Raw genomic sequence first — 23304 nt, forward strand, 5'->3', positions numbered from 1 at the left:
CACTCAACAATAAACGTCCAGGTAACGAGGGCCCCTCGCGGTGATGTCAATCACACCCAGGAGAGTCTGCTTCCAGATTCTGCAACGAAATGAATACAAGAAGGACAGATATGGAAAACCCAACAACAAAACTACCGAGCTTAACCTTAGCCCTTATACCGATCGTCAGCACTTTATTTGTATTGGGCATCCAGCTTTTTTACTTTGGTGATTTTACACCGCATATACCGCTCGCCATCGGTCTGGCAATTACCAGTTTGGTCGGCATAAAACAGGGATTGCGCTGGGATAAGATTGAAGAGGGTATCTTCCACGTTATCCACGTATCTCTACCTTCCGTCTCCGTCTTGATCTGTGTCGGCATGATCATCGGAGTCTGGATCGCCAGTGGCACCGTCCCCACACTTATCTATTACGGCCTCACCTTCGTCTCGCCGCAAATATTTCTCGCCGCGGCCATGGTGCTCTGCTCTGTGGTTTCCCTCGCCTTGGGTACTTCGTGGGGAACAGTCGGTACAGTCGGCCTGGCGCTTATGGGGATCGGCGCCGGCTTCGATATACCCATGTACTGGACTGCCGGAGCGGTAGTATCCGGTGCGTTCTTCGGCGACAAGGTTTCCCCGCTCTCCGATACCACCAACCTGGCCCCGGCGGTTACCGGTACGAACGTGTTCTCCCACATTCGTAATATGATGCCGACCACAATTCCGGCGATGCTGATTGCATTTCTGATCTACCTGACAGCCGGCTATGCACTCTACGAACCGGAAGGTGCGTCTATGCAGCGGATCCAGACCATCACCCAGACGCTCGAAGCCAACTTCACGATCTCGCCCTGGCTGCTGCTGCCAGCCCTGCTCGTCATCGTCCTGGCTGTTAAGCGCATGCCTCCAATCCCCTCTCTGTTTGCCGGGGTGCTGGCCGGTGCGATCACCGCGATGATCGTGCAAGGTTCGACTATCCATGAGCTTTTTACCTACGGTAATAACGGCTACTCAATCTCTACGGGTGTTAGCGAGATCGACAGCCTGCTCAACCGTGGCGGCATTCAGTCGATGATGTGGACGATCTCTCTGGTACTGATCGCGCTAGGCTTCGGTGGAGCGCTTGAACGTACTCGCTGCCTGGAAGCGATCGTCAGCACCATCATCAGCAAAGTTCACGGATTCGCAGGCGTTCAGACAGCTGCTGCCAGCACCTCGGTGGCTACCAACCTGGTCGCCGGCGATCCGTATCTTTCCATCGCACTGCCCGGGCGGATGTATGCACCGGTTTATCGCGGCATGGGATACTCCACGCTTAACCTCTCTCGCGCAATCGAAGAGGGCGGCACGCTGATCTCGCCGCTGGTTCCGTGGAATGCAGGCGGCGCCTTCGTCATCAGTGCACTGGGGCTGGGCATTGCTGAGGGTCAACTGGAAAACCTGCTCTATATCCCTCTGGCCTTCGCCTGCTGGGTGTCCCCACTGATCGGCGTGTTCTACGCCTACGCGGGCCTGTTCTCGCCACGCGCGACTCCGGAAGAGATCCGTGAGTGGAAAGAGAAGGGGGAGCTCGTCTCTGACATCAGCGCCATGAACGGCAGCTATTCTGTCGACTCTCAGACCGCCTCTGCAACACGTTGATCTCCAACCGCAGGAGCTGCCAGCTGGCGGTTCCTGCGTTTTCGTCGTCCGGTATGCGTGAGCCGGCGGCCCTTCCGGCTTTTGAACATCGCTACCACACCATCCCATCGATCCTGGCATCACACCATAGCACTGAGCTATACCGAATATAAAAAAACCATATTTTTCATAATGATATTGCAGGAATAGCATGGATCCATCTCAACCACCCCACACAAGCACACTAAGGATCACGAGATGACAACCGATCAATTCTTCACGCAGCTCTGGAACGACTACATCACCATCACGCCTCAGGCCGAGGCGGTTCGTCAGCTGTTTGTCGAGCACGGAGAAGAGGTGATTAACGACCACGTTGCCTTCCGAACGTTCAGTAACACTCCGGTAGACCTGTCCCACCTGCAGCCTGTTATTGAAACCTTGGGTTATGAAGCCGCGGGGGAGTATCGATTCGAGCAGAAGAAACTGAACGCCAAGAGCTTCCGTCACCAGACGGAGGAAAGCGCACCCAAAATCTTTATCAGCGAGCTCCAGATCCACGAACTGTCCGAGCCTGCACAAAAGATTCTCAACGGGTTGACCGCACAGATTCCTGGCAACCTGACGCTGGACCCGTCCATTTTCTGGCACGGCCGCCTGTGGAACATGCCGACCTCTGCCGAATACTCGCTGCTGCGTGAAGAGAGTGAGTATGCGGCCTGGTTGTCCACTATCGGTATCCGCGTTAACCACTTCACTGTCAGCATCGAAAAACTCAAGTGCTACAACGATATCGGCGCGGTAAATACACTGCTGGCGAGCCAGGGTTTTCCGCTAAACAGCGTCGGTGGTGAGATCAAGGGTTCTCCGGAGATGCTGCTTGAACAGTCATCGACCATGGCAGATAAAATCACCCTGACCTTCCAAGACAACAAGGAAGAGACTGTGCCCTCCTGCTTCTACGAGTTTGCCAAACGTTATCCAGATGCAGACGGCAAGCTGTTCCAAGGCTTCATTGAAGGCAATGCCGACAAGATCTTCGAGTCGACCAACGCCATGTGATCGTTGCACCTGAAATACAAAAGCCCCGCCACCTTCCGGTAGCGGGGCTTTTTTGACCTGTGGATTACTCGCTGACGCTGACCGAGTATACGGATACGGTGCTGCTGACCTCGCTGGTCACGACCAGCCAGCCGCTGTCACCGTTGGGGATAAATTTCAGCCCTTCCGGCGCCACGTCACCCATCTCCTCGATATCCATGAAACCCGCCGCTTTAGGCGCTTTCGGGTTTGCCATGTCGTACACGAAGATGCCGCTGGTACGCTCAAGGCCAATAAAGGCATAGGGCTTGCCGTTGAGCATACCGACCACGACTGATTCGGGTTCTGGTCCCTTGTCGTCGCTGCGACCATCCTCCCAGACATCGAAACCCTGTCCGGCGTAATCGGCCAGCATGGTCTCGAACTGGTTGCCCGAATCCCACACCTGTTCGGCTTTGCTGTTCCAGACCGAGAATGAGCGTGCGCCGTAGGCGTACAGGGTATCGAAATCGCCATCACCATCGTCGTCACCCTGGGATGTGGTGACTTTCAACCGGCCCAGGTTTTTCTTTTTCTGCAACTCTGCAATATCGAACCCGGCAAACGCAGTTTCATCCAGCGTCAGATCCTTGACCCGCTCTTCTTCCGAGTAACCGTCGTAGTCACGGGAATCGCCTTCGTTGGCCGAGAGGATGTAAAGCTCGCCATTTACTTCAAGGCTGGCGATAGCATCTGGCTGGTACATCCCCAGCACCGGCCAGTTCTGCATGTTGATACCGTCGTCTTCGTTGCTGGCATCCAGCGTATTGCCCGGGCGCATATGATCCTTGTAGCCAAGGCCGACCACATCGGTTACCTCGGCTTTCTCGATATCGAGAATCGCCAGCGCGTTGTTCTCCTGCAGCGAAACCCAGGCGGTGGTCGAATCCGGTGACACCGCGATGTACTCAGGCTCCATATCCTGTGCAACGCTGGCACCTGGGCCGAATACGCGCACCTCACCCGTTAACTGGTCTGCGCCCTTGGCCTTGCCCTTACCGCGGCCCTGCTGGCTCGGGTCGGTGCCGTTCTCTACACCCTTGTTGGCGTCGTTGTTGAAGTGGAAACCGGCGGTGCGCACACGCCAGTTGTTGTGGGTATCGATGACACTGATCGAACCTTCAGGATCGCGGGTGTAGTCATCATTGGGCTCACCTTCGTTGGCCACCAGCAGGTAGCGCCCGTCCGGTGTGAAGGTCAGCATATCCGGCAGTGCACCTACCTCGATGCTGCGCTGATGGTTGCCATCCAGATCGAACACCACCACATGGCCGTTGTCCTGCTTGTCATCCGCTTCGAGCGCCACCGCCACCCACTGGCCGTATACGGCAACGCTGTTCGGGCCACCGCCATAGGGCGCAAGATCGACCTCGCTCGGCACGCCGCTCTCTTCGCTCATCGGGCTCAGGATACCGGCCTCATCCAACGACAAAATACGCAACTTGTTGTCGGTGGCGTTGGTCACGTACAGGCGCTGGGCCGTTTTGCTGTAATCGGAGATTTCGGTGCAGCCACCCTCCTCGGTATCGCTGCAGGTTTCGGTGAAATGCCCGGTCTGGGTGACGGAAAACGCAGCCTGAGCATTGCCAATGAAGGCCAGACCCAGACTCAGTGAAAGCGCGGAGGCAAGCAGAGTCGGTTTCATGTTCAATCCATCCATATCCGTTTCGAAGGGGACCCAATACTCTGGGTCCTTAAGATGACAATCCGGAGACAGATTGATTAAAAGTTAAACAACGGTTTAGATGTGCGACTCTGATCAGCTCTATAGCGTCCGTCACGGCAGCTGCGTTTAATCGCCTGATCCGCGATTTCGAAACGAAACGGCGAAAATTCGAGGCTTTAATCCATGTCCAGCAGCTCTATCCAATGTTGCACCGGCACCCCTGCTTTGGTTTCAAGATGCAGCTGACAGCCGATGTTGGAGGTCACGATCCGTTCGGGTTCATCGCAGGTCAACGCCTTGAGCTTGTTATCGAGCAAACGCTGGCTCAACTCGGGCTGCAAAATCGAGTAGGTACCGGCCGAGCCGCAGCACAGGTGCTTGTCACGGGTCTGCGCCAGTTCAAAGCCGACCTGTTTGAGCACCTTTTCAACCACACCGCCCTGCTTCATCGCATGCTGCAAGGTGCAGGGACAGTGCACAGCAACCTTGCCCGCGACCTGCACCTTGAGTGAGCCAAGATCCTCGGCAGAGAGAACCTCGCCAATATCCTTGGTCAACGCGCTGATGCGCGCCGCTTTCTCTGCATAGGCCGGGTCGTTACGCAGCAGGTGTCCGTATTCCTGCACCATGGCGCCGCAGCCTGATGCCGTCATCACGATCGCCTCACAGCCGGCCTCCACCGCCGGCCACCAGGCATCGATATTGCGACGCATGAAGTCGAGCCCTTCGTCGTGCGCCGACAGATGATAGCTGACAGCACCGCAACAGCCCGCATCCGGCGCTTCAACCAACGTAATACCGAGTCGATCCAGCACTCTGGCCGTCGCCGCATTGGTATTGGGTGCTGCCGAAGACTGTGCGCAGCCTGCCAGCGCCAGCATCACCCGTTCATGACGCTGTTGCGGCCAGGGCGAGGCGGTACGCTTGGGTGGCATTTTCTGCTTGAGCGCGCCGGGCAACAGTGGCTGAAACGCCTGCCCAAGCTTCAACAGGCTGCCAAAACGCGCCGGATAGGGCAGAATTTTGCGCAAGCCCCAGCGCATCAGCCGCTCACCGGCGGGACGCTCCAGTTTCTGTTCAATGATGCCACGGCCGATGTCGACCAAACGGCCATACTGCACGCCCGAGGGGCAGGTTGTTTCGCAGCTTCGGCAGGTCAGGCAGCGGTCAAGATGGGTACGGGTGCGTTCACTGACTTCGTCGGTTTCCAGCAGTTGCTTGATCAGGTAGATCCTGCCACGGGGGCCGTCCCGCTCGTCGCTGAGCTCCTGATAGGTAGGGCAGGTGGCGGTGCAGAAACCGCAGTGCACGCAGGTACGCAGAATCGCTTCCGCCTCCTGGCCTTCGGGCGTTGCCTGATAGTGTTGGAGTATTTCGGTTTTCATCGTCGGCTACATCCAGCTATATAAACGACCGGGGTTGAACAGCCCCTCGGGATCGAACGCCTGCTTGATATTGCGCTGCAGCTGCCTGAGCGCCTCGGGTTGAGCGTGCATCACCTCGCCGCTGCGATCACCGCCGCGAAACAGGCTGACCTGACCGCCGGCGGCGCTGGCAATACGCGCCATCTCCGCCATGTCGGCCTCGCCTCTGTACCAGCGCTGGGCACCGGCCCAATCCACCAGCCACCGACCATCAAGCGCTGGCAGATGCGCCGTCGGGTTGATGGAGAAACGCCACAGCGGGCGCGCGCCCTCCTCGGTAAAGAACGCCAGCTGCTGGTCACGCAACTGCTGCCAGAACCGATCGGCTTCGTTCAGCACCTCGCCGCCCCAGTAACCGGCCGTCGCAGACACGGCGGCATGGGCACCGCTGAGCCTCAGATAGAGTCGGCCATCCTGCCAGCAGGCGGCGCTGAGCGGCTTGGGCTCGGCAGCACGCTGGTTCATCATCGACAGCGCTTCATCAAGCGATGACTCGAAAACAAGCGTGCGTGTATCGCTCGGCCTTGGCAGCACCTTAAGGCTGACCTCGGTGATGACACCCAGGGTGCCCATGGCACCCGCCTGTAGGCGCGATACATCGTAACCGGCCACGTTCTTCATCACCTGTCCGCCAAAGCGCAGATGCTCGCCGAGTCCGTTGATCAACCTCACACCGAGCACCTGATCGCGCACCGACCCCCACCAAGGCCTTCCCGGCCCCGACAGGTTGCAGGCCAGCGTGCCGCCAAGCGTCGAGGCATCGGTAAACCGGGGCGGCTCGAACGACAGCATCTGGTTGTGCTCGGCAAGGACAGCATCGAGTTCAGACAGCGGGGTACCGGCCCGGGCCGTCAGCACCAGCTCCACGGGGTGATAACTGATCACGCCTTTGTGTTCGGCAAGCGACAGGGTCTGCTGCTCACCCTCGACCTCACGGCTCATGAACGCCTTACTGCCACCGCCGACGATATGCAGCGCGCGTTTGTCAGCCGCCGCGGCTTTTACCTGCTCCTGTAACTGCAGACTTATATCAGTCATGACGGCACCTCCCTTCGTGCTGGGCCTGGGCGCCGGCATTGGGCTCTATGTTCATATCCAAAGACCGATACTCCTGACACTGGCGCAGGGTGGGTACCCCCTTGCCCGGGTTCAGCGTGCCCGCTGGGTCGAAGGCGGCCTTGATGCGGTGGAACTGGGACAGCTCCTGTTCGTTGAACTGCTTGGGCATCTGACGGATCTTCTCCACGCCAACACCATGCTCACCGGTGATGCAGCCACCGACATCAACGCAAAGCTCCAGAATGCGGGCACCAAACGCCTCGGTTTTCTCCAACTCACCCGGCACGTTGGCATCGAACAGGATCAGCGGGTGCAGATTTCCGTCTCCGGCGTGGAACACATTGGCCACGCGCAGGCCACAGGCCTCGGACATCTTGTCCATCTCGGTCAGCACATGGGCCAGCTGACTGCGCGGAATGGTGCCATCCATGCAGTAGTAGTCCGGCGAGATACGGCCAACGGCAGGAAAGGCGGACTTGCGCCCCTGCCACAAGCGCGCGCGCTCCTCCTCGCTGTGCGAGGTGCGCACGGAGGTCGCGCCCAGGCGCCTGAACAGGTTTTCCACCGCTTCGATATGCTCCTGCACCTCCTCTTCGGTGCCGTCCACCTCGCACAGCAGCAGTGCCTGAGCATCAACCGGATAGCCCGCCTTGGCGAAGGCTTCGGCGGCGACAATGGCGTGGCTGTCCATCATCTCCAGTCCGCCGGGGATAATCCCCTCGGCAATGATCGCACCGACCGCATCGCCTGCGGTCTGCACCGAATCGAATCCGGCCATCACCACCTGTGCCACCTCGGGCTTGGGTAACAATTTGATCCTCACTTCAGTGACCACACCCAGCAACCCTTCTGATCCGGTCAGAAGCGCCAGCAGATCGGCACCACAGCTGTCCAGACCTTCGCTGCCGATGCTCAGCCGTTCCCCCTCGACAGTGAGCAGCTCGACACTGAGCAGGTTGTGTACAGTCAGGCCATATTTGAGGCAGTGCACGCCGCCGGAGTTTTCCGCCACGTTACCGCCGATGGTGCAGGCGATCTGCGACGAGGGGTCGGGGCCGTAGTAGAGGCCATGAACCGCCGCCGCTTCACTGATCGCCAGATTGCGCACGCCCGGCTGCACACGCGCGGCACGGGCCAGCGGGTCGATCTCCAGTATGCGGTTGAACTTGGCCATCGACAGCACCACCCCTTCGGGATGGGGCATCGCCCCGGCACACAAGCCGGTGCCGGCGCCACGGGCCACCACCGGAATACCCTCGGCGTGACAGATGCGCAGCACCTGCTGCGCCTGCTCGACGGTTTCCGGCAACACCACCAGCATCGGCATCTCGCAATACACCGACAGGCCGTCGCACTCATAGGGCTTTAGCGTTTCGTCGTCGCTGATCACATATGCCGGGTCGATAAAGGCCCGAAAGCGCCGTGCCAGCGCCTCCCGGTCGACCTGTCCCCTGTTCGCTTCTGCCTGACTCATCGCTTCTCCCGTCCCGGTCTCAGCTCACGCCTGAAAACGCGTGGCATGAAAATGATCGATACCCGCCTGCGCGCACTCCATGTCCTGCTGGGGGGTACCCGAGCTTAATCCGATCCCCCCGACCACCTCGCCGTCGACACTGATCGGCAAACCACCGCCCACTACGCACAGGCGACCGCCGAGAGCCGTGTGGATGCCGAACACCAGACTCCCCGGAACACACTTTTCGTTGTATTCGTGGGTTGCCTTGCGTGCCGCAGCAGCGGTAAAGGCCTTGTCCTGCGCGATGGTGACGCTGGTGATCTTGCCACCGTCCATCCGCTCGAACGCGATCAGGTTACCGGATTCATCGACAATGGCGATGCACATCGGCACCCCGATCTCCCGAGCCTTGTTTGCGGCGCCTGCAATCAGCAGGCGGGCATCTTCAATATCCAAACGTGTAATGGTTAACATCCTGACCTCGATTGCCTGTACCAGGCTATTGCCCTTTAGGATTGATTCTTAAGCTTCTGCGCCCGCCGATGGGCATGCAGTAGCGGTTCGGTATAGCCATTGGGCTGCTCGCAGCCCTTGAAGATCAGGTCGCAAGCGGCCTGAAACGGGATGCTGTCGCTGAAGTTGGGTGCCATCGGCTCATAGGCCGGATCGCCGGCGTTCTGCTTATCCACCACCTCCGCCATCCGCCTGAGCGTCTCCATCACCTGATCATCGGTACAGATACCGTGCTGCAGCCAGTTGGCCAGGTGCTGGCTGGAGATGCGCAGCGTGGCGCGATCCTCCATCAACCCGATATTGTGTATATCCGGCACCTTGGAGCAGCCGATCCCCTGTCCGACCCAGCGCACCACGTAGCCGAGAATACCCTGGGCGTTATTATCGAGCTCAGCCTGGATCTTGGCCGGGGTAAGGTGGATATCGCCGAGCAGCGGCGGCGTCAGCAGCTGCTCCAGCGGCAACCGCTGGCGGCCGGCCAGTTCGCGCTGGCGGGCCTCTACATCCACCCGGTGATAGTGTGTGGCATGCAGCGTCGCCGCGGTCGGCGAGGGCACCCAGGCACAGTTGGCACCGGCCTGGGGATGGTCCAGTTTGGCCGCCATCATCTTGTGCATCTCATCCGGCATCGGCCACATCCCCTTGCCGATCTGGGCCACACCGCTCAAGCCACAGGCCAGACCGATCGATACGTTGCGCTCCTCGTAGGCCTTGATCCAGGGCTGCGCCTTGATCACCTCTTTCGGCAATACCGGACCTGCTTCCATGCAGGTGTGGATCTCGTCCCCGGTGCGGTCAAGGAAACCGGTGTTGATGAACATCAGCCGCTCACGTACGGCACGGATCGATTCCATCAGGTTGGCCGAGGTGCGACGCTCCTCATCCATAACCCCTACCTTCAGCGTGTTACGTGCCAGCTCCAATGCATCTTCAACACGACTGAACAGTCGGTCGGTAAAGGCAACCTCCTGCGGTCCATGCATCTTCGGTTTGACGATGTAGATGCTGCCGCTACGACTGTTGCGGTAGCGCCCCAGCCGCTTGAGGTCATGGATGGCGCACAGGCTGGTGACCATGGCATCGAGGAACCCTTCGGGCACCTCCCTGCCATCGCCATCCAACACCGCGTCGGTGGTCATCAGGTGACCCACATTACGTACCAGCAGCAGACTGCGGCCATGCAAGATCAGGCTGCTGCCGCTGGGCGTGTTGTAGGTGCGATCGGCATGCAGCCGACGGGTGATCTCCTGGCCGCCCTTGACGAAACTGTCCTCCAGCGTGCCCTTCATCAGCCCCAGCCAGTTGCGGTAGAGATTGACCTTGTCTTCGGCATCGACGGCGGCCACGGAGTCCTCGCAGTCGATGATGGTGCTCATCGCCGCTTCCATCAGTACATCGCGTACGCCCCCAGGCGACAGCTTGCCGATCGGATGGGTGGGGTCAATCTGCAACTCGATATGCAGACCGTGGTTGCGAAGTAAAACGCCGACTATCGCCCCTTCTTCCCGATAGCCGACAAACTGGTCCGGATCCTTCAGGCCGGTTTCGCTGCCATCGTCCAGCGTCAGTACCAGCGCCGTGCCGGAGGCGCCGAATTGCAGGCGATACTCGGTGACCTGAGCGTGGCAGCCCCGTGCCAGCGGTGCCGCCTGGTCGAGAAATCCGGCGGCCCAGGCGATGACGGCCCGGCCACGCTGCGGATTGAACTGTGCCCCGGCTGTCGCCCCATCGCTGTCATCAATGGCATCGGTGCCGTAGAGCGCATCATACAGACTGCCCCAGCGCGCATTGGCCGCATTCAACGCAAAACGGGCGTTACTGCAGGGCACCACCAATTGCGGACCGGCTATCCGGGCGATCTCCTCGTCCACGTTCCGGGTGTCGATGCTAAACGGCTCACCCTCGGGCAGCAGGTAGCCGATCTCGCGCAGGAACTGGCTGTAAGCCGCCACATCGAAAGGCTGGTGTTTATGCTGTCGGTGCCACGCATCCAGCTGTGCCTGCAGCTGATCACGTCTCTGCAGCAGCTCACGGTTGATAGGCCCAAGATCCCGCACAATGGTTTCAAACTCGCGCCAGAAGCGCTCTGGATCAATACCCGTCCCTGGCGCCGCTTCGGCCTCGATCAGCCGATACAGGGCAGCATCAATCTGCAGGCCGCCCACCTGGATTCGATTCGTCATGACCGGATCTCGTGTGTTGGGTTGTTAGCGTGAAACAGGCGGGGCGCGAACCCCGCCAAGCGGTATTACTTACCGTGCATCAGCCGTACACCAGGCTCGGCAACCAGGTGATCAGCCCCGGGAACAGAATGCAAAGCATCAACCCCGTTGCCTGCAGTGCCAGGAACACCAGCGAGGAGCGGAAGATCGTGCCCATCGAGATCTCCGGCGGGCACACCCCACGGATGTAGAACAAAGCATAGCCGAACGGCGGGCTGAGGAAGGACATCTGCATGTTGACCAGGTAGAGCACACCGAACCAGAGCACCACGTCGTCACCCGACACCGGCGGCAAACCGAACAGGCCGTCGAACTCCAGCGCCTGCACGATGGGGATGAAGATCGGTACCGCCAGCAGCAGGATGCCGACCCAGTCCAGGAACATGCCCAGGATCACCAGCAGCACCATCAGCAGAAACAGGATGCCGTAGGCGGACAGACCGGTGCCGAGGATGGTTTCGGTGATAAACGCCTGACCGCCCTGAAGGATGTAGAAGCCGACGAACACCGAGGCACCGAACATGATCCACAGCACCATGGCCGAGGCCTTGGCGGTAGTGACCGATGCCTCTTTCAGCGCCTGAACCGAGAAGGAGCCGTGCTTCCACGCCACCAGTACGGCACCGAAGGAGCCGATACCCGCCGCCTCGACTGGCGTCGCAATACCACCGAACAGTAGCCCCAGCACCAGCATTACCAGGATGATCGGTGCGATCAGGTCCTTCAGCAGTCCCAGCTTGGCACCGAAGGAGATACGCTCCTCAACCGGTACCGGCGGTCCCAGCTGAGGATTGAGCCAGGTACGCACCAGCACATAGGCGATATACATGCCGGAGAGCAGCAGGCCCGGTATCACAGAGCCGAGGTAAAGCTCGCCCACGGACTGCTGAGCCACTACGGCGTAGAGGATCGCCAGGATCGACGGCGGAATCAGGATACCGAGCGTGCCCCCGGCCATGATCGAACCCAGCGCGATCTGATGATCGTAGTTACGCTTGAGCATCGCCGGCAGCGCGATGATCCCCATGGTCACCACAGCCGCGCCGATGACGCCAACCATCGCCGCGAGAATGGTGGAGGCGATGATGGTGGCGGTGGCCAGACCGCCACTGAGGCCGCCCATCCACTTGTACACCACGTTGAACATCTCCTCGATCAGACCTGCGCGCTCCAGCATCGAGGCCATGAAAATGAACAGCGGGATCGCCGCCAGATCGGAGTTGGTCATCATCGGGAAGATACGGCCCGGGATGATGTTCAGCATCAGCGCGTCACCGACCAGGTAGATGAACATGACGCCGAGACCGCCGGTGACGAAGGCCAGCGGCAGGCCCATCATCAGCGCCACCAGCAGGGAACCGAACATCAGGTAGGTCAGCGGGCCTATATCCACATTGCCAAGGATACCGGCCAGGCGGAACAGGAAGTACTCATCACCGTAGGGGTCATAGAAGACGGTGTTGATGGTCTCAACCAGGACGATAAAACCTAATCCGATCGTCGCAACGATCATCAGCCAGGTGCCGAGCTTGCCGATCAGGTTGTTACCGCGGCGATCCGCGGTATGGATTGCTGTAGCGGTCATTGCGCACCCTCCTCGCCCATGCGCACGAACAGCGCGATATCTTTAATCAGCTTCGAGATCCCGGCGAGCAGGATCAGTATCGATCCCAGCAGCATCATCCCTTTTACCGGCCAGTACTGAATGCCCCAGGTTTCCACCGTGGTTTCATGCATGCCGTAAGCGTCCTGAAAAAAGGTCCAGGAGGTGCCGGCCAGCGCCAGGGTGAAGATGAAGAAGAACATGGAGGTGAAGATGTCCATCCCCACCCGACCACGCTCGGGCAACAGGTTGTACATCACATCCACCCGCACATGGCCGCCATGCAGCAGGGTATGGGCACCGGCCAGCAGATACTGCATGCCCAGCAGCAGGTAGCTCGCTTCATGCACCCAGATGGTGGGCATGTTGAAGAAGTAGCGCATGATCACTTCATAGAAGTAGAAGCAGACCGCATTGATGGTCCACAGCGCGACGAACACACCGGATTTATCGCTGATCCAGTCAATTGAGCGAGTAAACGCGTTGCCCCGGAAATGGAGGTGGATGAGTGGATCTTCATCCGCCTGTACTTCACCCATGATCGGGTGTGACTCGGCCACTTGTCCCTGACGCTTCTCCGAGCGCTTGCTCAGCGCCATCAGAATCAGCGGCATTACCGCCAACCAGCCCCAGTAGAGCCAGTGCGGCATGACAAAGCCAAAGCCTTCGAGATCTGACATGATCAGCTACCTCATGACTACACAGAAAGATCAGAGGGGGAGCGGGAACTCCCCCATGGATTAGGACAGGGGACGGATCACTCCATGCCCTTGATATCCTCCTCGGTGATGTAGCCAACCGTATCGTTCATCATGTACTTGAGCTGCAGGTCGAAGATGGCGCGAGCATCCTCATCCTTGTTGGCCCACTTGTACCAGACCGGGATCGCGGCCTTACGGAAGCGCATCAGATCGTCCTGACTCAGTCGGGAAACCGTGTCACCCTCGGCCTTGAACTTTTCCATCGCTTCTATGTTGCGCTTCTGGATCGTCAGGTAGTGGCGCTGGGAGTAGTTCTGCACCTGCTCCTCGACGATCTTCTGAAGCTTCGGATCGAGTTTGTTCCAGGTGCGCAGGTTGACGGTCAGGTCCATCAGGTCAACCGGCTGGTAGATCGACATCACCCCCGGCGGGCCAAACAGGATGTAGTCGGTCACCTGGGAGAAACCAAGCTCGTAGTTCACCGCCGGGCCTACGTAGTCCGCCGCATCGATGGTGCCCTTCTCCAGCGCCGGGAAGATATCGGAGCCGGGCAGACTGACGGTGGACACACCGAACTGCTGGAACACCTCGGCGACCATGCCGCCGGGAAGACGGACCTTCATCCCCTTCAGATCATCCAGGCTGTTCACCGGCTTCTTGGAGTGGATGATGTTGGCGTCATGCTGGATCGGGCCGACATAGAACAGACCGTACTTCTTGTAGATCTCGCGGGTTTTTTCCAGCATCCCCATGGAGTAGAACATGGTGTCCCACTGATGTGGCTGGTCGGGGCCTGCCGGATAGGAGGAGAGAAATACCGATGCCGGAATCTTGCCGGACCAGTACAGCGTAAACGGGTTCATCCCCTGCAGCACGCCGTTACGCACGGCATCGAACAGCGCGTTGTTATCGGCGGCGACTGACTTGGCCGGGAAGGGTTTGAAGATCAACTCGCCGTTGGTCTTCTCCTCCATCTCGTTGCACCACTCCTCAAACAGGCTGTAGCCCACTGTTCCGGCATCCCAGACCGACTGGATTTTCCAGGTCGTGGCCGCCAGTGCAGGTGTTGCCACCATTGAGGTTCCGGCTGCAACCGCACCTGCAAGCGCAACGGATTTCAGGAAACCGCGCCTTGAGTCGGCCACCCGCTTGTCGGTGATCGGGTCAGGGTTTTTCTTCATCTGGGTTCTCCAAGGTTCTTATTGTTAGATCAAAATCGGGAACGTCTTGCGATGAGTTCACCCCCCGGACGCGGCGCGAACTGCCGCACCCGGCCGAGTGCGCTGGAAGATTTGACGATAGCGGGATATTCGTCCAGAAAATTACGCACTGGTCGGACCAGTTTTTTGTCGCTCTCTGTGGACGCTATGACCAGAATGGCCGATATTTATTCAGACACGGCTAATATGCGGCCGAGAATGACTCAGAATAAGAACAACTGGTCCAACCAGTGGAAAACATGACAAATAAACAAGCGAACTCCACCTCCCAATCGATCGCGGCTCATCTCGAGCAGATGATTCTCGATGGCAGTCTGGCGCCCGAAAGCAAGATCCCGTCCGAACGCCAACTGTCCAGTCGCCTCGGCGTATCCCGCGCTATCGTGCGTGAAGCCCTGCATGAGCTGCACGGGCGCGGCATGATCGAAACCCGTCACGGCAAAGGCTCGTTCGTATCCTGCGTGGTACCTCAGGTAGACGAAAGCACGCCGCTGATGCAGCTCTATATCGGCCACAGCCGCACGCTGTACGACCTGTTCGAGGTCCGCGAACAGCTGGAAGGACAGGCCGCCGCGCTGGCCGCCGAGCGCGCCACTGAGCAGGACCAGTACCGGATCCGCAAGGCGTTCGAGACCATGGAGGCGGCCGACCCGCTGACCAACGCCGAGCTGGACCACGCCTTTCACCGCAGTATCGTAGAGGCCTCTCACAACCCGGTGTTGCTGCATGTTCTCAACAGTTTGAAAAGCCTGATGCTGGACTCGGTACAGGCCGCGGTGATGAACCTGGCCCACCGCAAGGCATTCAAGCAACAGATCGACCGCCACCACCGCCAGATCTACCACGCCGTAATCAGCCGCCAGGCGCGTTGGGCGCGCAAGGCGGCCATGGCACATGTGCGTCATGTCAGCGAATCGCTCCGGCAGATTGAGGAGCAGGAGAAGCATCTGATCAGGGCAGCCCTGGATCAGCGCGAAGTCGAAAGTGCCTGAGCGCTAGTCTCGGCCAGAATCGCCCAGCAACACCCGATCGACAAATGCCGTCATCAGGCGGTTCGAATCCGGGGTTTCCACCGCATTGTCCAGAACCGTCTGCAGATGATCATCGCCATCGGTGTAGTGGGCTTTGTAGTAGGTCAGGCGTTCCACCAGAATTCGTTTGTCCACCTCGGGGTGAAACTGGAACGCCCAGAAGCGGCGCCCCCGGACGCGGAAGGCGTGTATGCACTGATCGGTGAAAGCCAGTACCTGACAGGACTCGGGCAATCGATCCGTGTACTGGCGGTGTACCGATACCGCCATGAACGGGTCGGGTATGTCGGCAAACAGCGGATCATCCGCGGCTTCAGAGGTCAGCGAGATCGGCAGAGTCCCCATTTCGAACCCCTCATCCCGATGCAGGATAGCGCCACCGAGCGCCAGCACCGCCAGTTGAAAGCCGAAACAGGAGGCAAAAACCGGAAGGTCACGCTCAAGACACTGGGCGATCAGCCGCTGGGCATCATGCACAAAGGGGTAGCGCTCGGGCTCAAGTACATTGGCCTCACTTGCCCCACCGACCAGCAGCGCGTCATAGCCCTCAGCCGCCGTTGCGGTGAAACTTGGCGTATCGAACACGTTCAGAATCTCGATCTGCTCCGGCTTAACCTGACAGTAGTTGGCAAAGCTTTGGTGCTCTTCATGGCGTACCTGATCGCCATCGCGGATCTGCAGCAGCAACAGCCTGAGCGTTGCGCGTATCGTTGCCATCGGTCATCTTCCCCCTTCAGCTACGCCCACCACTGACGCATGATCTTTAAAACTAGCGCCTCAGGCCTGATCAGGACAACTCAGAAACCTGCGCTTGCTCATACAAAGTTTATATCGGTCACGTATGCTTGAAGGCAGGTATCCCATTCAGGAAGCGATAAGACCGTGAACTACCCTATTCTGAACGTTGGTGCGAATACCCTGGGCCGCGATTTCGTCGTTGGCGATATTCATGGCTGGCTCGGGCCACTCGAAGCCGAACTGGAAGCGGTCTGCTTCGACCGCGCCGTGGACCGCCTGTTTTCGGTGGGCGATATCATCAACCGCGGGCCCGACTCCGAGGCCTGCCTGATGCTGACGCAGGAGCCCTGGTTTTTTGCCGTGCGCGGCAACCACGAGCAGATACTGTTCAACTGGCTAGAAGACCCTGAGAGCATCAACACCGGCGACTGGATGAAGTATGGCGGCAAGGCCTGGCTTGGCGAGGGGCCGGAGCACTACTTCTGGCGCCACCCCGAGGTGCGCGCCTACGCCGAAAAACTGTCTAGAGAGATGCCTTGGGCGATCGAGCTTGCCCTGCCGGATGGGCGTACTCTCGGCATCAGTCACAGCACGGTGCCGGTCAATGATTGGCTGGACCTGAAACTGCGTCTGGCCTCGGACAAGGCCCTCCGGGAGGAGCTGATCTGGGCACGCCCGGTGAATGATTCGGCATTCACGCATTGGGTCGACGGCGTCGATCTGACCGTACACGGGCATGTGATCCTGCCCTGTGTGCAAAAGCGTGGCAATGGCATCTACATCGATACGGGGGCGGCGCTGTTCGGCGCGCGGATGGGGGAACGCAGTGATATTCCCCACCCGCGCATCACCGCGATCGAAGTGCACGAACTGTTCGAAATACCGGACGACTACATCGTGCCATAAGTCGTCCGTCGCTGAAGCTCAGCCCTGGTTTTGCTCGCTCTGGGCGCGCTTCTCCTGTCGATAGAGCAGCACACCGGCAATCGCCACTGCAAGGCTCACCAGCAAGACGATGATCGTCGCCAGCGCATTGATCTCGGGACTGACCCCCAGCCGCACACTCGAATAGACCACCATCGGCAGTGTGGTCGCGCCCGGTCCAGAGACGAAGCTGGCCACCACCAGATCATCCAGTGACAGCGTAAAGGCCAACAGCCAGCCGGCCATCAGTGCCGGCGCGATCAGCGGCAGGGTAATGGTAAAGAACACCTTCAGCGGGCGGGCACCCAGATCCAGCGCCGCCTCCTCAAGCGATCGGTCCATATGGGCCAGACGGCTCTGCACGATGACCGTGACATAGGCCATGGCAAAGGTGGTGTGAGCCAGGGTGATGGTGAGCTGACCGCGGCCATCGGGCCAGCCGATGCTGTCCTGCATCGCCACAAACAGCAGCAACAGCGACAGGCCGATGATCACCTCCGGCATCACCAGCGGCGCCGTCACCATCACCTGCAGTGTGGCCCGACCGCGAAAGCGACGAAAGCGCACCAGCGCCAGTGCTGCCAATGTACCGAGCACCACCGCGAGACTTGCGGTCATGGAGGCGACTTTGACGCTGAGCCACGCGGCATCGAGCAGCTGCTGGTTGTGCAGCAGTTCGCCATACCACTTGGTACTGAACCCGGCCCAAACGGTCACCAGACGGCTTTCATTGAACGAGTAAACGATCAGGCTGAGGATCGGGCCATAGAGGAAGGCATACCCAAACATCAAAGCGGTCATCAATACGGGGAAACGGCGTTTCATGCGGCATCCTCCTCTGACCGTTGCTCAAAGTGACGCAGGGCGACAAACGGGATAATCAGCACCACCAGCAACACCGCTGCCAACGACGAAGCTAGCGGCCAGTCCTTGTTGCTAAAGAACTCGGTCCACATCAACTTGCCGATCATCAGCGTACTCGGCCCACCCAGCAGATCCGGAATCACGAACTCGCCCATCACCGGTATGAACACCAGCATGCCGCCGGCGATCACGCCCGGCAGCGACAGTGGCAGAGTAATGGTCAGGAACTGCTTCCAAGGCCGGCATCCCAGATCCGCCGCTGCCTCAAGCAGGGTCAGATCCAGACGCACCAGCGTGGCATAGAGCGGCAGCACCACAAATGGCAGGTAGCTGTAGACGATGCCGATATAAACCGCCAACGGCGTGTGCAGAATCTCCAGCGGTTGATCGATCAGACCTGTCCACAACAGAAAGTTATTCAGCAAGCCATTGCCCTTGAGGATGCCGATCCAGGCATATACGCGGATCAGGAACGACGTCCAGAACGGCAAAATAATCAGCATCAGCAGCGGCAGCCGCCAGTGGCTGGGGGCACGCGCGATGGCATAGGCCATGGGATAACCGAGCAACAGGCAGAACAGGGTCGAGATCGCCGAGATCTTAAGCGAGCCGAACAGGGCACCACGGTACAGCGGATCCTCCCACAGCAGCAGGTAATTGCCGAAGTTGAGCGAGATCGACACCAACCCATCCTCAACCTCGCGGATCAGATCCAGGTAGGGCGGTTGCGCCAGCACCGGCTCCGACAGGCTGATCTTGAGCACGAACAGAAACGGCAGCAGAAAAAACAGCCCCAGCCAAAACCAGGGCACGCCGATGATCAGGCCACGTCCACGCGGCAGTGGCACCCGCTTCATTGCGTCAGTACCCCGCAGCTGTTTGCCGGCCAGCCGAGTACGACCTCGTCTTCCCAGCTCAGAGGCTGTTCCGCCAGTGCCTGAATATTGGACTGGGTAAACTGGATACGTTTTCCGGTGGGCAACTCGACATGATAGATCGAGACGTCACCGAGATAGGCGATCTCCTTGATGACACCGGTGAGCCGATTGGCGATCGCATTGCCCTCTGTTTGCAGACGTACCTTTTCCGGCCTCACCGCCAGCGTCACCTGGGTACCGGCGATCAGCGGCTGGCTGTGGATAACCTCCAGATCGCAACCGGCGTCTTCGCTGCGGATCTGCACCCGGTTATCCTCCTGACTGATCACATAGCCGTCGATCAGGTTGATCGAGCCGATAAAATCGGCGGCGTAACGGGAGTTGGGGTATTCGTATAGACGATGCGGCGGGTCCACCTGTTCAACGCGGCCATCGCGCAGCAGGGCGATACGGCTGGACATGGTCATCGCCTCCTCCTGATCGTGGGTCACGATAATGAAGGTGATGCCCAGACGCTCCTGAATATTGACCAGTTCGAACTGGGTCTGCTCACGCAGCTTCTTGTCCAGCGCGCCAAGCGGCTCATCGAGCAGCAGAATCTTGGGGTGCTTGGCCAAGGCTCTGGCCAGTGCCACACGCTGACGCTGACCACCGGAGAGCTGATGGGGCTTGCGCGCGGCCAGCTTGTCGATCTGCACCAGTGACAGCATCTCGCGCACGCGCTCCTGACGCTGCGCCTTGGGCATCCCCTCCTGCTTGAGCCCGAAAGCGATGTTATCGGCGACACTCATGTGCGGAAACAGGGCGTAGGACTGAAACATCATGTTCACCGGCCGCTCATAGGGTGGCACCTGGGTGATGTCCTGACCGTCGATATAGATCTTGCCTTCAGTAGGCATCTCGAAGCCCGCCAGCATTCTCAGCAGCGTGGTCTTGCCGCAGCCGGAAGGCCCGAGCAGGGAAAAAAACTCACCGCTGTGGATATCGAGACTGATGTCATCGACGGCGTAGAGCTCACCGAAACGTTTGCTGACGTTTTCGATACGGATGATCGGTTCGCCTTCAGGTGCCTGCCAGGCGGCCTCGGGCGTGAATTGACGCAAACTGGGCATGGATTAAACGGCTCTCTTCAATGTATCGGTATGCACGCGGATAAGCGCCTCTTGCGGGCCGTAGCCCTGTACGTAAAAGCCCCCACAAGTGCGGGGGCTGGTTTCACCGAACAGCTGACTAAGACCGTTTACTGACCGGTTTTGATTCGGGTCCAGGCGCGGTTCATCACACGCACCTGACGCTCGCTCGGGGTCTTCAGAACCACCAGTTTCTCCTGCGTCTCCTTCGGCGGGTAGATACCGGCATCGTTGCGGATCTCCTCATCCACCAGTTCGGTAGCCGCAGCGTTGGCGTTGGCATAGGCCACATAGTTGGTGATCGGCGCGATCACGGCCGGATCCAGCAGGTAGTTGATAAACTTGTTCGCAGCCGCCGGATTCGGGGCGTCCGCCGGGATCACCATGACATCGGTCCAGACGACCGCACCTTCAGACGGCACAACGTAGGCGATGTTGACACCATTGCCCGCTTCGTCGGCACGGTCGCGCGCCTGAAGCACATCACCGGAGTACCCGTGGGCGACGCAGGTATCGCCATTGGCCAGATCGTTGATGTACTGGGAGCTGTGGAAGTAGCGCACGTACTGGCGTACGTTGTTGACCGCATCAGCTGCTTCGTTGATCGCCTCAGTGCTGAAGTCATCCACGGGCTTGCCCAGGTAGGCACGTGCGGCGGTCAGCACTTCGGTGGAGTCGTCCATCAGCGATACACCACAGGCCGACAGCTTGGAGACGATCTCCGGATCGAATACCAGACGCCAGGTGTCCAGCGGCATGTCGTCACCGAGAATCTCCTTGACCTTGTCCACGTTGTACCCGATTCCGGTGGTGCCCCACATGTACGGAACTAAATACTCGTTACCGGGGTCTATGTCTGACAGGGAGTTAAGGATCACCTTGTCCAGATTGCCGTAATTGGTCAGCGCCGATTTATCGACCTTCTGGTACAGACCTGCCTTGATGTGTCGATCGGCAAACGGACGTGCGGTCGGGAATACCAGATCGTAACCACTGCGGCCGGCCAGCAACTTGGCTTCGGCAACTTCGTTGGAATCATATACGTCGTACACGACCTTGATACCGGTCTGCTGCTCGAAATTGGCAACGGTATCTTCGGCGATGTAATCGGACCAGTTATAGATATGCAGCTCTTCTGCACTGGCCACGGAAGCGGTCGCCATCGATAGCGCCAGAGCAAGGGTTTTGACACTCGAAATAGCAGCTTTCATTACGTCTGATTCTCCAACAGGATCCCTCAAAAATATGTCTCCGCAATAGGCGGAACCTGATGCTATGCGGCTCCCTGAAAACACGATCCGCTAGCGCCGAATATGACCAAAAACACGGTAAAACAAAAGCATTTTCGGGAACGGCTTACATAAAAAGTAGACAGCGATCTGTCCGCTTTCAAAGTCAGATTCGAAACAAACACGGCAAGAAATGATCGACGCAGAGTCAAATGTCATCGGAATCACACACGACTGAAACATGGATGACACCTTGCAAACGTTAAATCTGCGCTGAATAAAAGAGGATAAATACAATGAAACGTGATCATCACACCACAGAAGACCTGCACCGTCTGCTCAAGCGCGGCTACTCCGCAGACGATCTGCGCCACCTGCAAGCACCCGCCGACATGGTCGAGCGCGCGCTGGCCCAGTATCAGGAACAGGCGCGCCAGCGTCAGCACGATCGCAACCTGCACAATCAGGCCACCTACGCCATGCGTCTGCAGAGTCGCTAAGTCTGTTTCCTGCGACAGTTCCAGATCAATCTTTCACCATTCAGCCGCTATTCACCACTTTAGCGCTATTTACTCAATCAAGGGGCGTACCTAAACTTAAGCTCTGCTTCGGTTTGGCGGAATCCCCGTCGATTGCACTGTCAAAGGAAATACAATATGAAAAAAGCGATGATTCTGGCAGCAGCCGCTGCCCTGCTGGTCCCGGCTGCTGCCATGGCTGACCGTACCGGCGAAGAGCTGTACAACACCAAGTGCTCTGTTTGCCACGCTGCCGGCATCGCCGGTGCGCCTGTATTAGGCGACGCTGCCGCTTGGGCGCCTCGTGCAGAGAAAGGCATCGACGGGTTGCTGGCAACCGCCAAATCCGGTCTGAACGCCATGCCGCCGATGGGCACTTGCATGGATTGCTCCGACGACGAACTGAAAGGCGCCATCCAGTACATGCTGGACCACTCCAAGTAATTCGTTCGCCTCAGATACTAAAAAACCGCCCCTGCTCAGCAGCGGCGGTTTTTTATTGCCAGCATTAATTAGAAGATCTCGCCCGGGCGCAGCCCTTGTCCTTCGGTATCGCCGTCTGGACGCGACTGCAGACGCTCAAGCATTTCACGATCGTTACCCTTCTGAATCACGATCTCTACCCGTCGATTACGGGCTCGGTTTTCCGCACTGTTGTTCGGCACCAGCGGTTTGCTGTCGGCAAAGCCAGATACCTGAAAGCGCGTCTGGTCGATACGCGTATCGGAGAACAGCTCTTCGGCCACCGCAAGGGCACGGGCGGCAGACAGATCCCAGTTGGAGTTGAAACGGGTACCCCCATAGGGCACGTTATCGGTATGCCCCTCAATCGCCACCCGTCCGCTGACATCGATCAATACATCGCGGATCTTGGCAATCACCGGTATGTAATCGAACTTGAGTTCAGCCGACCCTGAGTCGAACGACCCCTTCTCCTTGACCCGGATAATCAGCTTGGTGCCGTCGGTTTCCACCTCGACCGAGCCATCGCCGATCTCGTCAGCCAGGACTTCTGCAAACTGCACCGCCTCCTGCTTGGCTTGCTCTTCCTGCATGCGGATCAGCTGCTCGATGCCCTGCAATTTATCCTGAACACTGGCCTCACCCTCCTCGGAGCGCACATCGAGGGTGTTCATGTCGTTGTTGATCGTCATCTGACGCACTTCGTTGAGCGGCGTCGGCTCGGGACGGCCGGGGCTGAACTCCTGCGCAATGATGGAGGTTCCCTTGGGGATATCCTCTACCTTGATCTGGTTCTGCACACCGAAGGCTTCACGCATGGAGCCGGCCAGCTGTTTGAACTTCAGCACGTCCATCTCGGAAAACGAGAGCAGCAGCACAAAGAAACACATCAACAGCGACATGAGGTCAGAGAAGGTCGCCATCCATGCCGGGGCGCCCGGCGGCGGGCATTTACATTTCTGCTGCTCGTCGCTCATTTAAC

The 23304-nt window shown here is 58.9% G+C and carries 21 protein-coding genes; 6 read left to right on the forward strand and 15 right to left on the reverse strand.

The window, feature by feature from the left end:
• Positions 1-110: 110 nt before the first annotated feature.
• Both nhaC and ADIMK_RS03580 read left to right on the forward strand, forming a co-directional pair.
• Positions 111-1625: a Na+/H+ antiporter NhaC gene (gene nhaC, locus ADIMK_RS03575; RefSeq protein ID WP_036183700.1), complete on the forward strand. Its 1515-nt coding sequence runs from the start codon at positions 111-113 to the stop codon at positions 1623-1625.
• 237 nt (positions 1626-1862) lie between these two features.
• Positions 1863-2666 (forward strand): DUF1338 domain-containing protein, encoded by an 804-nt coding sequence (locus ADIMK_RS03580; protein WP_036183703.1) that lies wholly within the window; start codon positions 1863-1865, stop codon positions 2664-2666.
• Positions 2667-2730: 64 nt separating this feature from the next.
• Here ADIMK_RS03580 and ADIMK_RS03585 read toward each other — a convergent pair whose 3' ends face one another.
• From ADIMK_RS03585 to dctP, 9 genes are all read right to left on the reverse strand, one after another.
• On the reverse strand, positions 2731-4329 hold the full coding sequence (locus tag ADIMK_RS03585) for a choice-of-anchor I family protein (protein ID WP_197027463.1): 1599 nt from the start codon (positions 4327-4329) through the stop codon (positions 2731-2733).
• Between the two features lie 197 nt (positions 4330-4526).
• On the reverse strand, positions 4527-5735 hold the full coding sequence (glcF, locus tag ADIMK_RS03590; RefSeq protein ID WP_036183709.1) for a glycolate oxidase subunit GlcF: 1209 nt from the start codon (positions 5733-5735) through the stop codon (positions 4527-4529).
• 6 nt (positions 5736-5741) lie between these two features.
• On the reverse strand, positions 5742-6812 hold the full coding sequence (glcE, locus tag ADIMK_RS03595) for a glycolate oxidase subunit GlcE (RefSeq protein WP_036183712.1): 1071 nt from the start codon (positions 6810-6812) through the stop codon (positions 5742-5744).
• Complete coding sequence (locus ADIMK_RS03600; protein WP_036183715.1) at positions 6805-8307, reverse strand: FAD-linked oxidase C-terminal domain-containing protein; 1503 nt, start codon at positions 8305-8307, stop codon at positions 6805-6807. The genes glcE and ADIMK_RS03600 overlap by 8 nt, the downstream gene beginning before the upstream one ends.
• Before the next feature lie 24 nt (positions 8308-8331).
• On the reverse strand, positions 8332-8763 hold the full coding sequence (locus ADIMK_RS03605) for a GlcG/HbpS family heme-binding protein (protein ID WP_036183718.1): 432 nt from the start codon (positions 8761-8763) through the stop codon (positions 8332-8334).
• Positions 8764-8798: 35 nt separating this feature from the next.
• Entirely contained in the window at positions 8799-10985 is a 2187-nt protein-coding gene (locus tag ADIMK_RS03610; RefSeq protein WP_036183721.1) for a malate synthase G, read from the reverse strand.
• 79 nt (positions 10986-11064) lie between these two features.
• On the reverse strand, positions 11065-12609 hold the full coding sequence (locus ADIMK_RS03615) for a TRAP transporter large permease (RefSeq protein WP_036183724.1): 1545 nt from the start codon (positions 12607-12609) through the stop codon (positions 11065-11067).
• Entirely contained in the window at positions 12606-13307 is a 702-nt protein-coding gene (locus ADIMK_RS03620; protein ID WP_036183727.1) for a TRAP transporter small permease subunit, read from the reverse strand. The genes ADIMK_RS03615 and ADIMK_RS03620 overlap by 4 nt, the downstream gene beginning before the upstream one ends.
• 77 nt (positions 13308-13384) lie before the next feature.
• Positions 13385-14509, reverse strand: a complete 1125-nt coding sequence (gene dctP, locus ADIMK_RS03625) for a TRAP transporter substrate-binding protein DctP (RefSeq protein WP_036183730.1) — start codon at positions 14507-14509, stop codon at positions 13385-13387.
• A gap of 278 nt (positions 14510-14787) precedes the next feature.
• Here dctP and ADIMK_RS03630 point away from each other — a divergent pair, with 278 nt between their 5' ends.
• A complete protein-coding gene (locus ADIMK_RS03630; protein ID WP_036183733.1) occupies positions 14788-15540 on the forward strand; it encodes an FCD domain-containing protein in 753 nt (250 codons plus the stop codon).
• A gap of 3 nt (positions 15541-15543) precedes the next feature.
• Here ADIMK_RS03630 and ADIMK_RS03635 read toward each other — a convergent pair whose 3' ends face one another.
• A complete protein-coding gene (locus ADIMK_RS03635) occupies positions 15544-16296 on the reverse strand; it encodes a type 1 glutamine amidotransferase (protein WP_036183736.1) in 753 nt (250 codons plus the stop codon).
• A 165-nt stretch (positions 16297-16461) separates the two neighbouring features.
• On the opposite strand from ADIMK_RS03635, the gene ADIMK_RS03640 reads away from it, so the two are divergent.
• On the forward strand, positions 16462-17223 hold the full coding sequence (locus ADIMK_RS03640; protein ID WP_051692411.1) for a metallophosphoesterase: 762 nt from the start codon (positions 16462-16464) through the stop codon (positions 17221-17223).
• 18 nt (positions 17224-17241) lie between these two features.
• Here the strand turns inward: ADIMK_RS03640 and ADIMK_RS03645 are convergent, their stop codons facing one another.
• The 4 genes from ADIMK_RS03645 to ADIMK_RS03660 all read right to left on the reverse strand — a co-directional run bounded on the left by ADIMK_RS03645 (position 17242) and on the right by ADIMK_RS03660 (position 21324).
• Positions 17242-18066: an ABC transporter permease subunit gene (locus ADIMK_RS03645; RefSeq protein WP_036183739.1), complete on the reverse strand. Its 825-nt coding sequence runs from the start codon at positions 18064-18066 to the stop codon at positions 17242-17244.
• Entirely contained in the window at positions 18063-18962 is a 900-nt protein-coding gene (locus ADIMK_RS03650; RefSeq protein ID WP_036183741.1) for an ABC transporter permease subunit, read from the reverse strand. The genes ADIMK_RS03645 and ADIMK_RS03650 overlap by 4 nt, the downstream gene beginning before the upstream one ends.
• The gene (locus ADIMK_RS03655) at positions 18959-20095 is read right to left on the reverse strand and encodes an ABC transporter ATP-binding protein (protein ID WP_036183744.1); all 1137 of its coding nucleotides are present in this window, start codon (positions 20093-20095) and stop codon (positions 18959-18961) included. Before ADIMK_RS03655 ends, ADIMK_RS03650 begins: the two co-directional genes overlap by 4 nt.
• A 128-nt stretch (positions 20096-20223) precedes the next feature.
• Complete coding sequence (locus ADIMK_RS03660; RefSeq protein WP_036183747.1) at positions 20224-21324, reverse strand: polyamine ABC transporter substrate-binding protein; 1101 nt, start codon at positions 21322-21324, stop codon at positions 20224-20226.
• Positions 21325-21638: 314 nt separating this feature from the next.
• On the opposite strand from ADIMK_RS03660, the gene ADIMK_RS03665 reads away from it, so the two are divergent.
• A complete protein-coding gene (locus tag ADIMK_RS03665; RefSeq protein WP_036183750.1) occupies positions 21639-21842 on the forward strand; it encodes a hypothetical protein in 204 nt (67 codons plus the stop codon).
• A gap of 156 nt (positions 21843-21998) precedes the next feature.
• Positions 21999-22304, forward strand: coding sequence for a c-type cytochrome (locus ADIMK_RS03670; RefSeq protein WP_036183752.1), 306 nt, complete (start codon positions 21999-22001; stop codon positions 22302-22304).
• A 68-nt stretch (positions 22305-22372) separates the two neighbouring features.
• Here ADIMK_RS03670 and ADIMK_RS03675 read toward each other — a convergent pair whose 3' ends face one another.
• Positions 22373-23299: a flagellar motor protein MotB gene (locus ADIMK_RS03675; protein ID WP_036183755.1), complete on the reverse strand. Its 927-nt coding sequence runs from the start codon at positions 23297-23299 to the stop codon at positions 22373-22375.
• Positions 23300-23304: the final 5 nt, after the last annotated feature.

Origin of the sequence: Marinobacterium lacunae (genome assembly GCF_000705555.1) — a bacterium.
Classification (GTDB): Bacteria; Pseudomonadota; Gammaproteobacteria; order Pseudomonadales; family Balneatricaceae; genus Marinobacterium_D; species Marinobacterium_D lacunae.

Excerpts from the sequence above, each read along its gene's own strand:
- ADIMK_RS03605 (WP_036183718.1), bottom strand. The coding sequence starts at position 8,763 with ATGTTAACCATTACACGTTTGGATATTGAAGATGCCCGCCTGCTGATT.
- ADIMK_RS03670 (WP_036183752.1), top strand. The coding sequence starts at position 21,999 with ATGAAAAAAGCGATGATTCTGGCAGCAGCCGCTGCCCTGCTGGTCCCG.
- ADIMK_RS03665 (WP_036183750.1), top strand. The coding sequence starts at position 21,639 with ATGAAACGTGATCATCACACCACAGAAGACCTGCACCGTCTGCTCAAG.
- dctP (WP_036183730.1), bottom strand. The coding sequence starts at position 14,509 with ATGAAGAAAAACCCTGACCCGATCACCGACAAGCGGGTGGCCGACTCA.
- ADIMK_RS03615 (WP_036183724.1), bottom strand. The coding sequence starts at position 12,609 with ATGACCGCTACAGCAATCCATACCGCGGATCGCCGCGGTAACAACCTG.
- ADIMK_RS03580 (WP_036183703.1), top strand. The coding sequence starts at position 1,863 with ATGACAACCGATCAATTCTTCACGCAGCTCTGGAACGACTACATCACC.
- ADIMK_RS03650 (WP_036183741.1), bottom strand. The coding sequence starts at position 18,962 with ATGAAGCGGGTGCCACTGCCGCGTGGACGTGGCCTGATCATCGGCGTG.
- ADIMK_RS03610 (WP_036183721.1), bottom strand. The coding sequence starts at position 10,985 with ATGACGAATCGAATCCAGGTGGGCGGCCTGCAGATTGATGCTGCCCTG.
- glcF (WP_036183709.1), bottom strand. The coding sequence starts at position 5,735 with ATGAAAACCGAAATACTCCAACACTATCAGGCAACGCCCGAAGGCCAG.
- ADIMK_RS03585 (WP_197027463.1), bottom strand. The coding sequence starts at position 4,329 with ATGAAACCGACTCTGCTTGCCTCCGCGCTTTCACTGAGTCTGGGTCTG.
- ADIMK_RS03660 (WP_036183747.1), bottom strand. The coding sequence starts at position 21,324 with ATGAAAGCTGCTATTTCGAGTGTCAAAACCCTTGCTCTGGCGCTATCG.
- glcE (WP_036183712.1), bottom strand. The coding sequence starts at position 6,812 with ATGACTGATATAAGTCTGCAGTTACAGGAGCAGGTAAAAGCCGCGGCG.
- ADIMK_RS03635 (WP_036183736.1), bottom strand. The coding sequence starts at position 16,296 with ATGGCAACGATACGCGCAACGCTCAGGCTGTTGCTGCTGCAGATCCGC.
- ADIMK_RS03630 (WP_036183733.1), top strand. The coding sequence starts at position 14,788 with ATGACAAATAAACAAGCGAACTCCACCTCCCAATCGATCGCGGCTCAT.
- ADIMK_RS03655 (WP_036183744.1), bottom strand. The coding sequence starts at position 20,095 with ATGCCCAGTTTGCGTCAATTCACGCCCGAGGCCGCCTGGCAGGCACCT.
- nhaC (WP_036183700.1), top strand. The coding sequence starts at position 111 with ATGGAAAACCCAACAACAAAACTACCGAGCTTAACCTTAGCCCTTATA.
- ADIMK_RS03675 (WP_036183755.1), bottom strand. The coding sequence starts at position 23,299 with ATGAGCGACGAGCAGCAGAAATGTAAATGCCCGCCGCCGGGCGCCCCG.
- ADIMK_RS03620 (WP_036183727.1), bottom strand. The coding sequence starts at position 13,307 with ATGTCAGATCTCGAAGGCTTTGGCTTTGTCATGCCGCACTGGCTCTAC.
- ADIMK_RS03645 (WP_036183739.1), bottom strand. The coding sequence starts at position 18,066 with ATGAAACGCCGTTTCCCCGTATTGATGACCGCTTTGATGTTTGGGTAT.
- ADIMK_RS03600 (WP_036183715.1), bottom strand. The coding sequence starts at position 8,307 with ATGAGTCAGGCAGAAGCGAACAGGGGACAGGTCGACCGGGAGGCGCTG.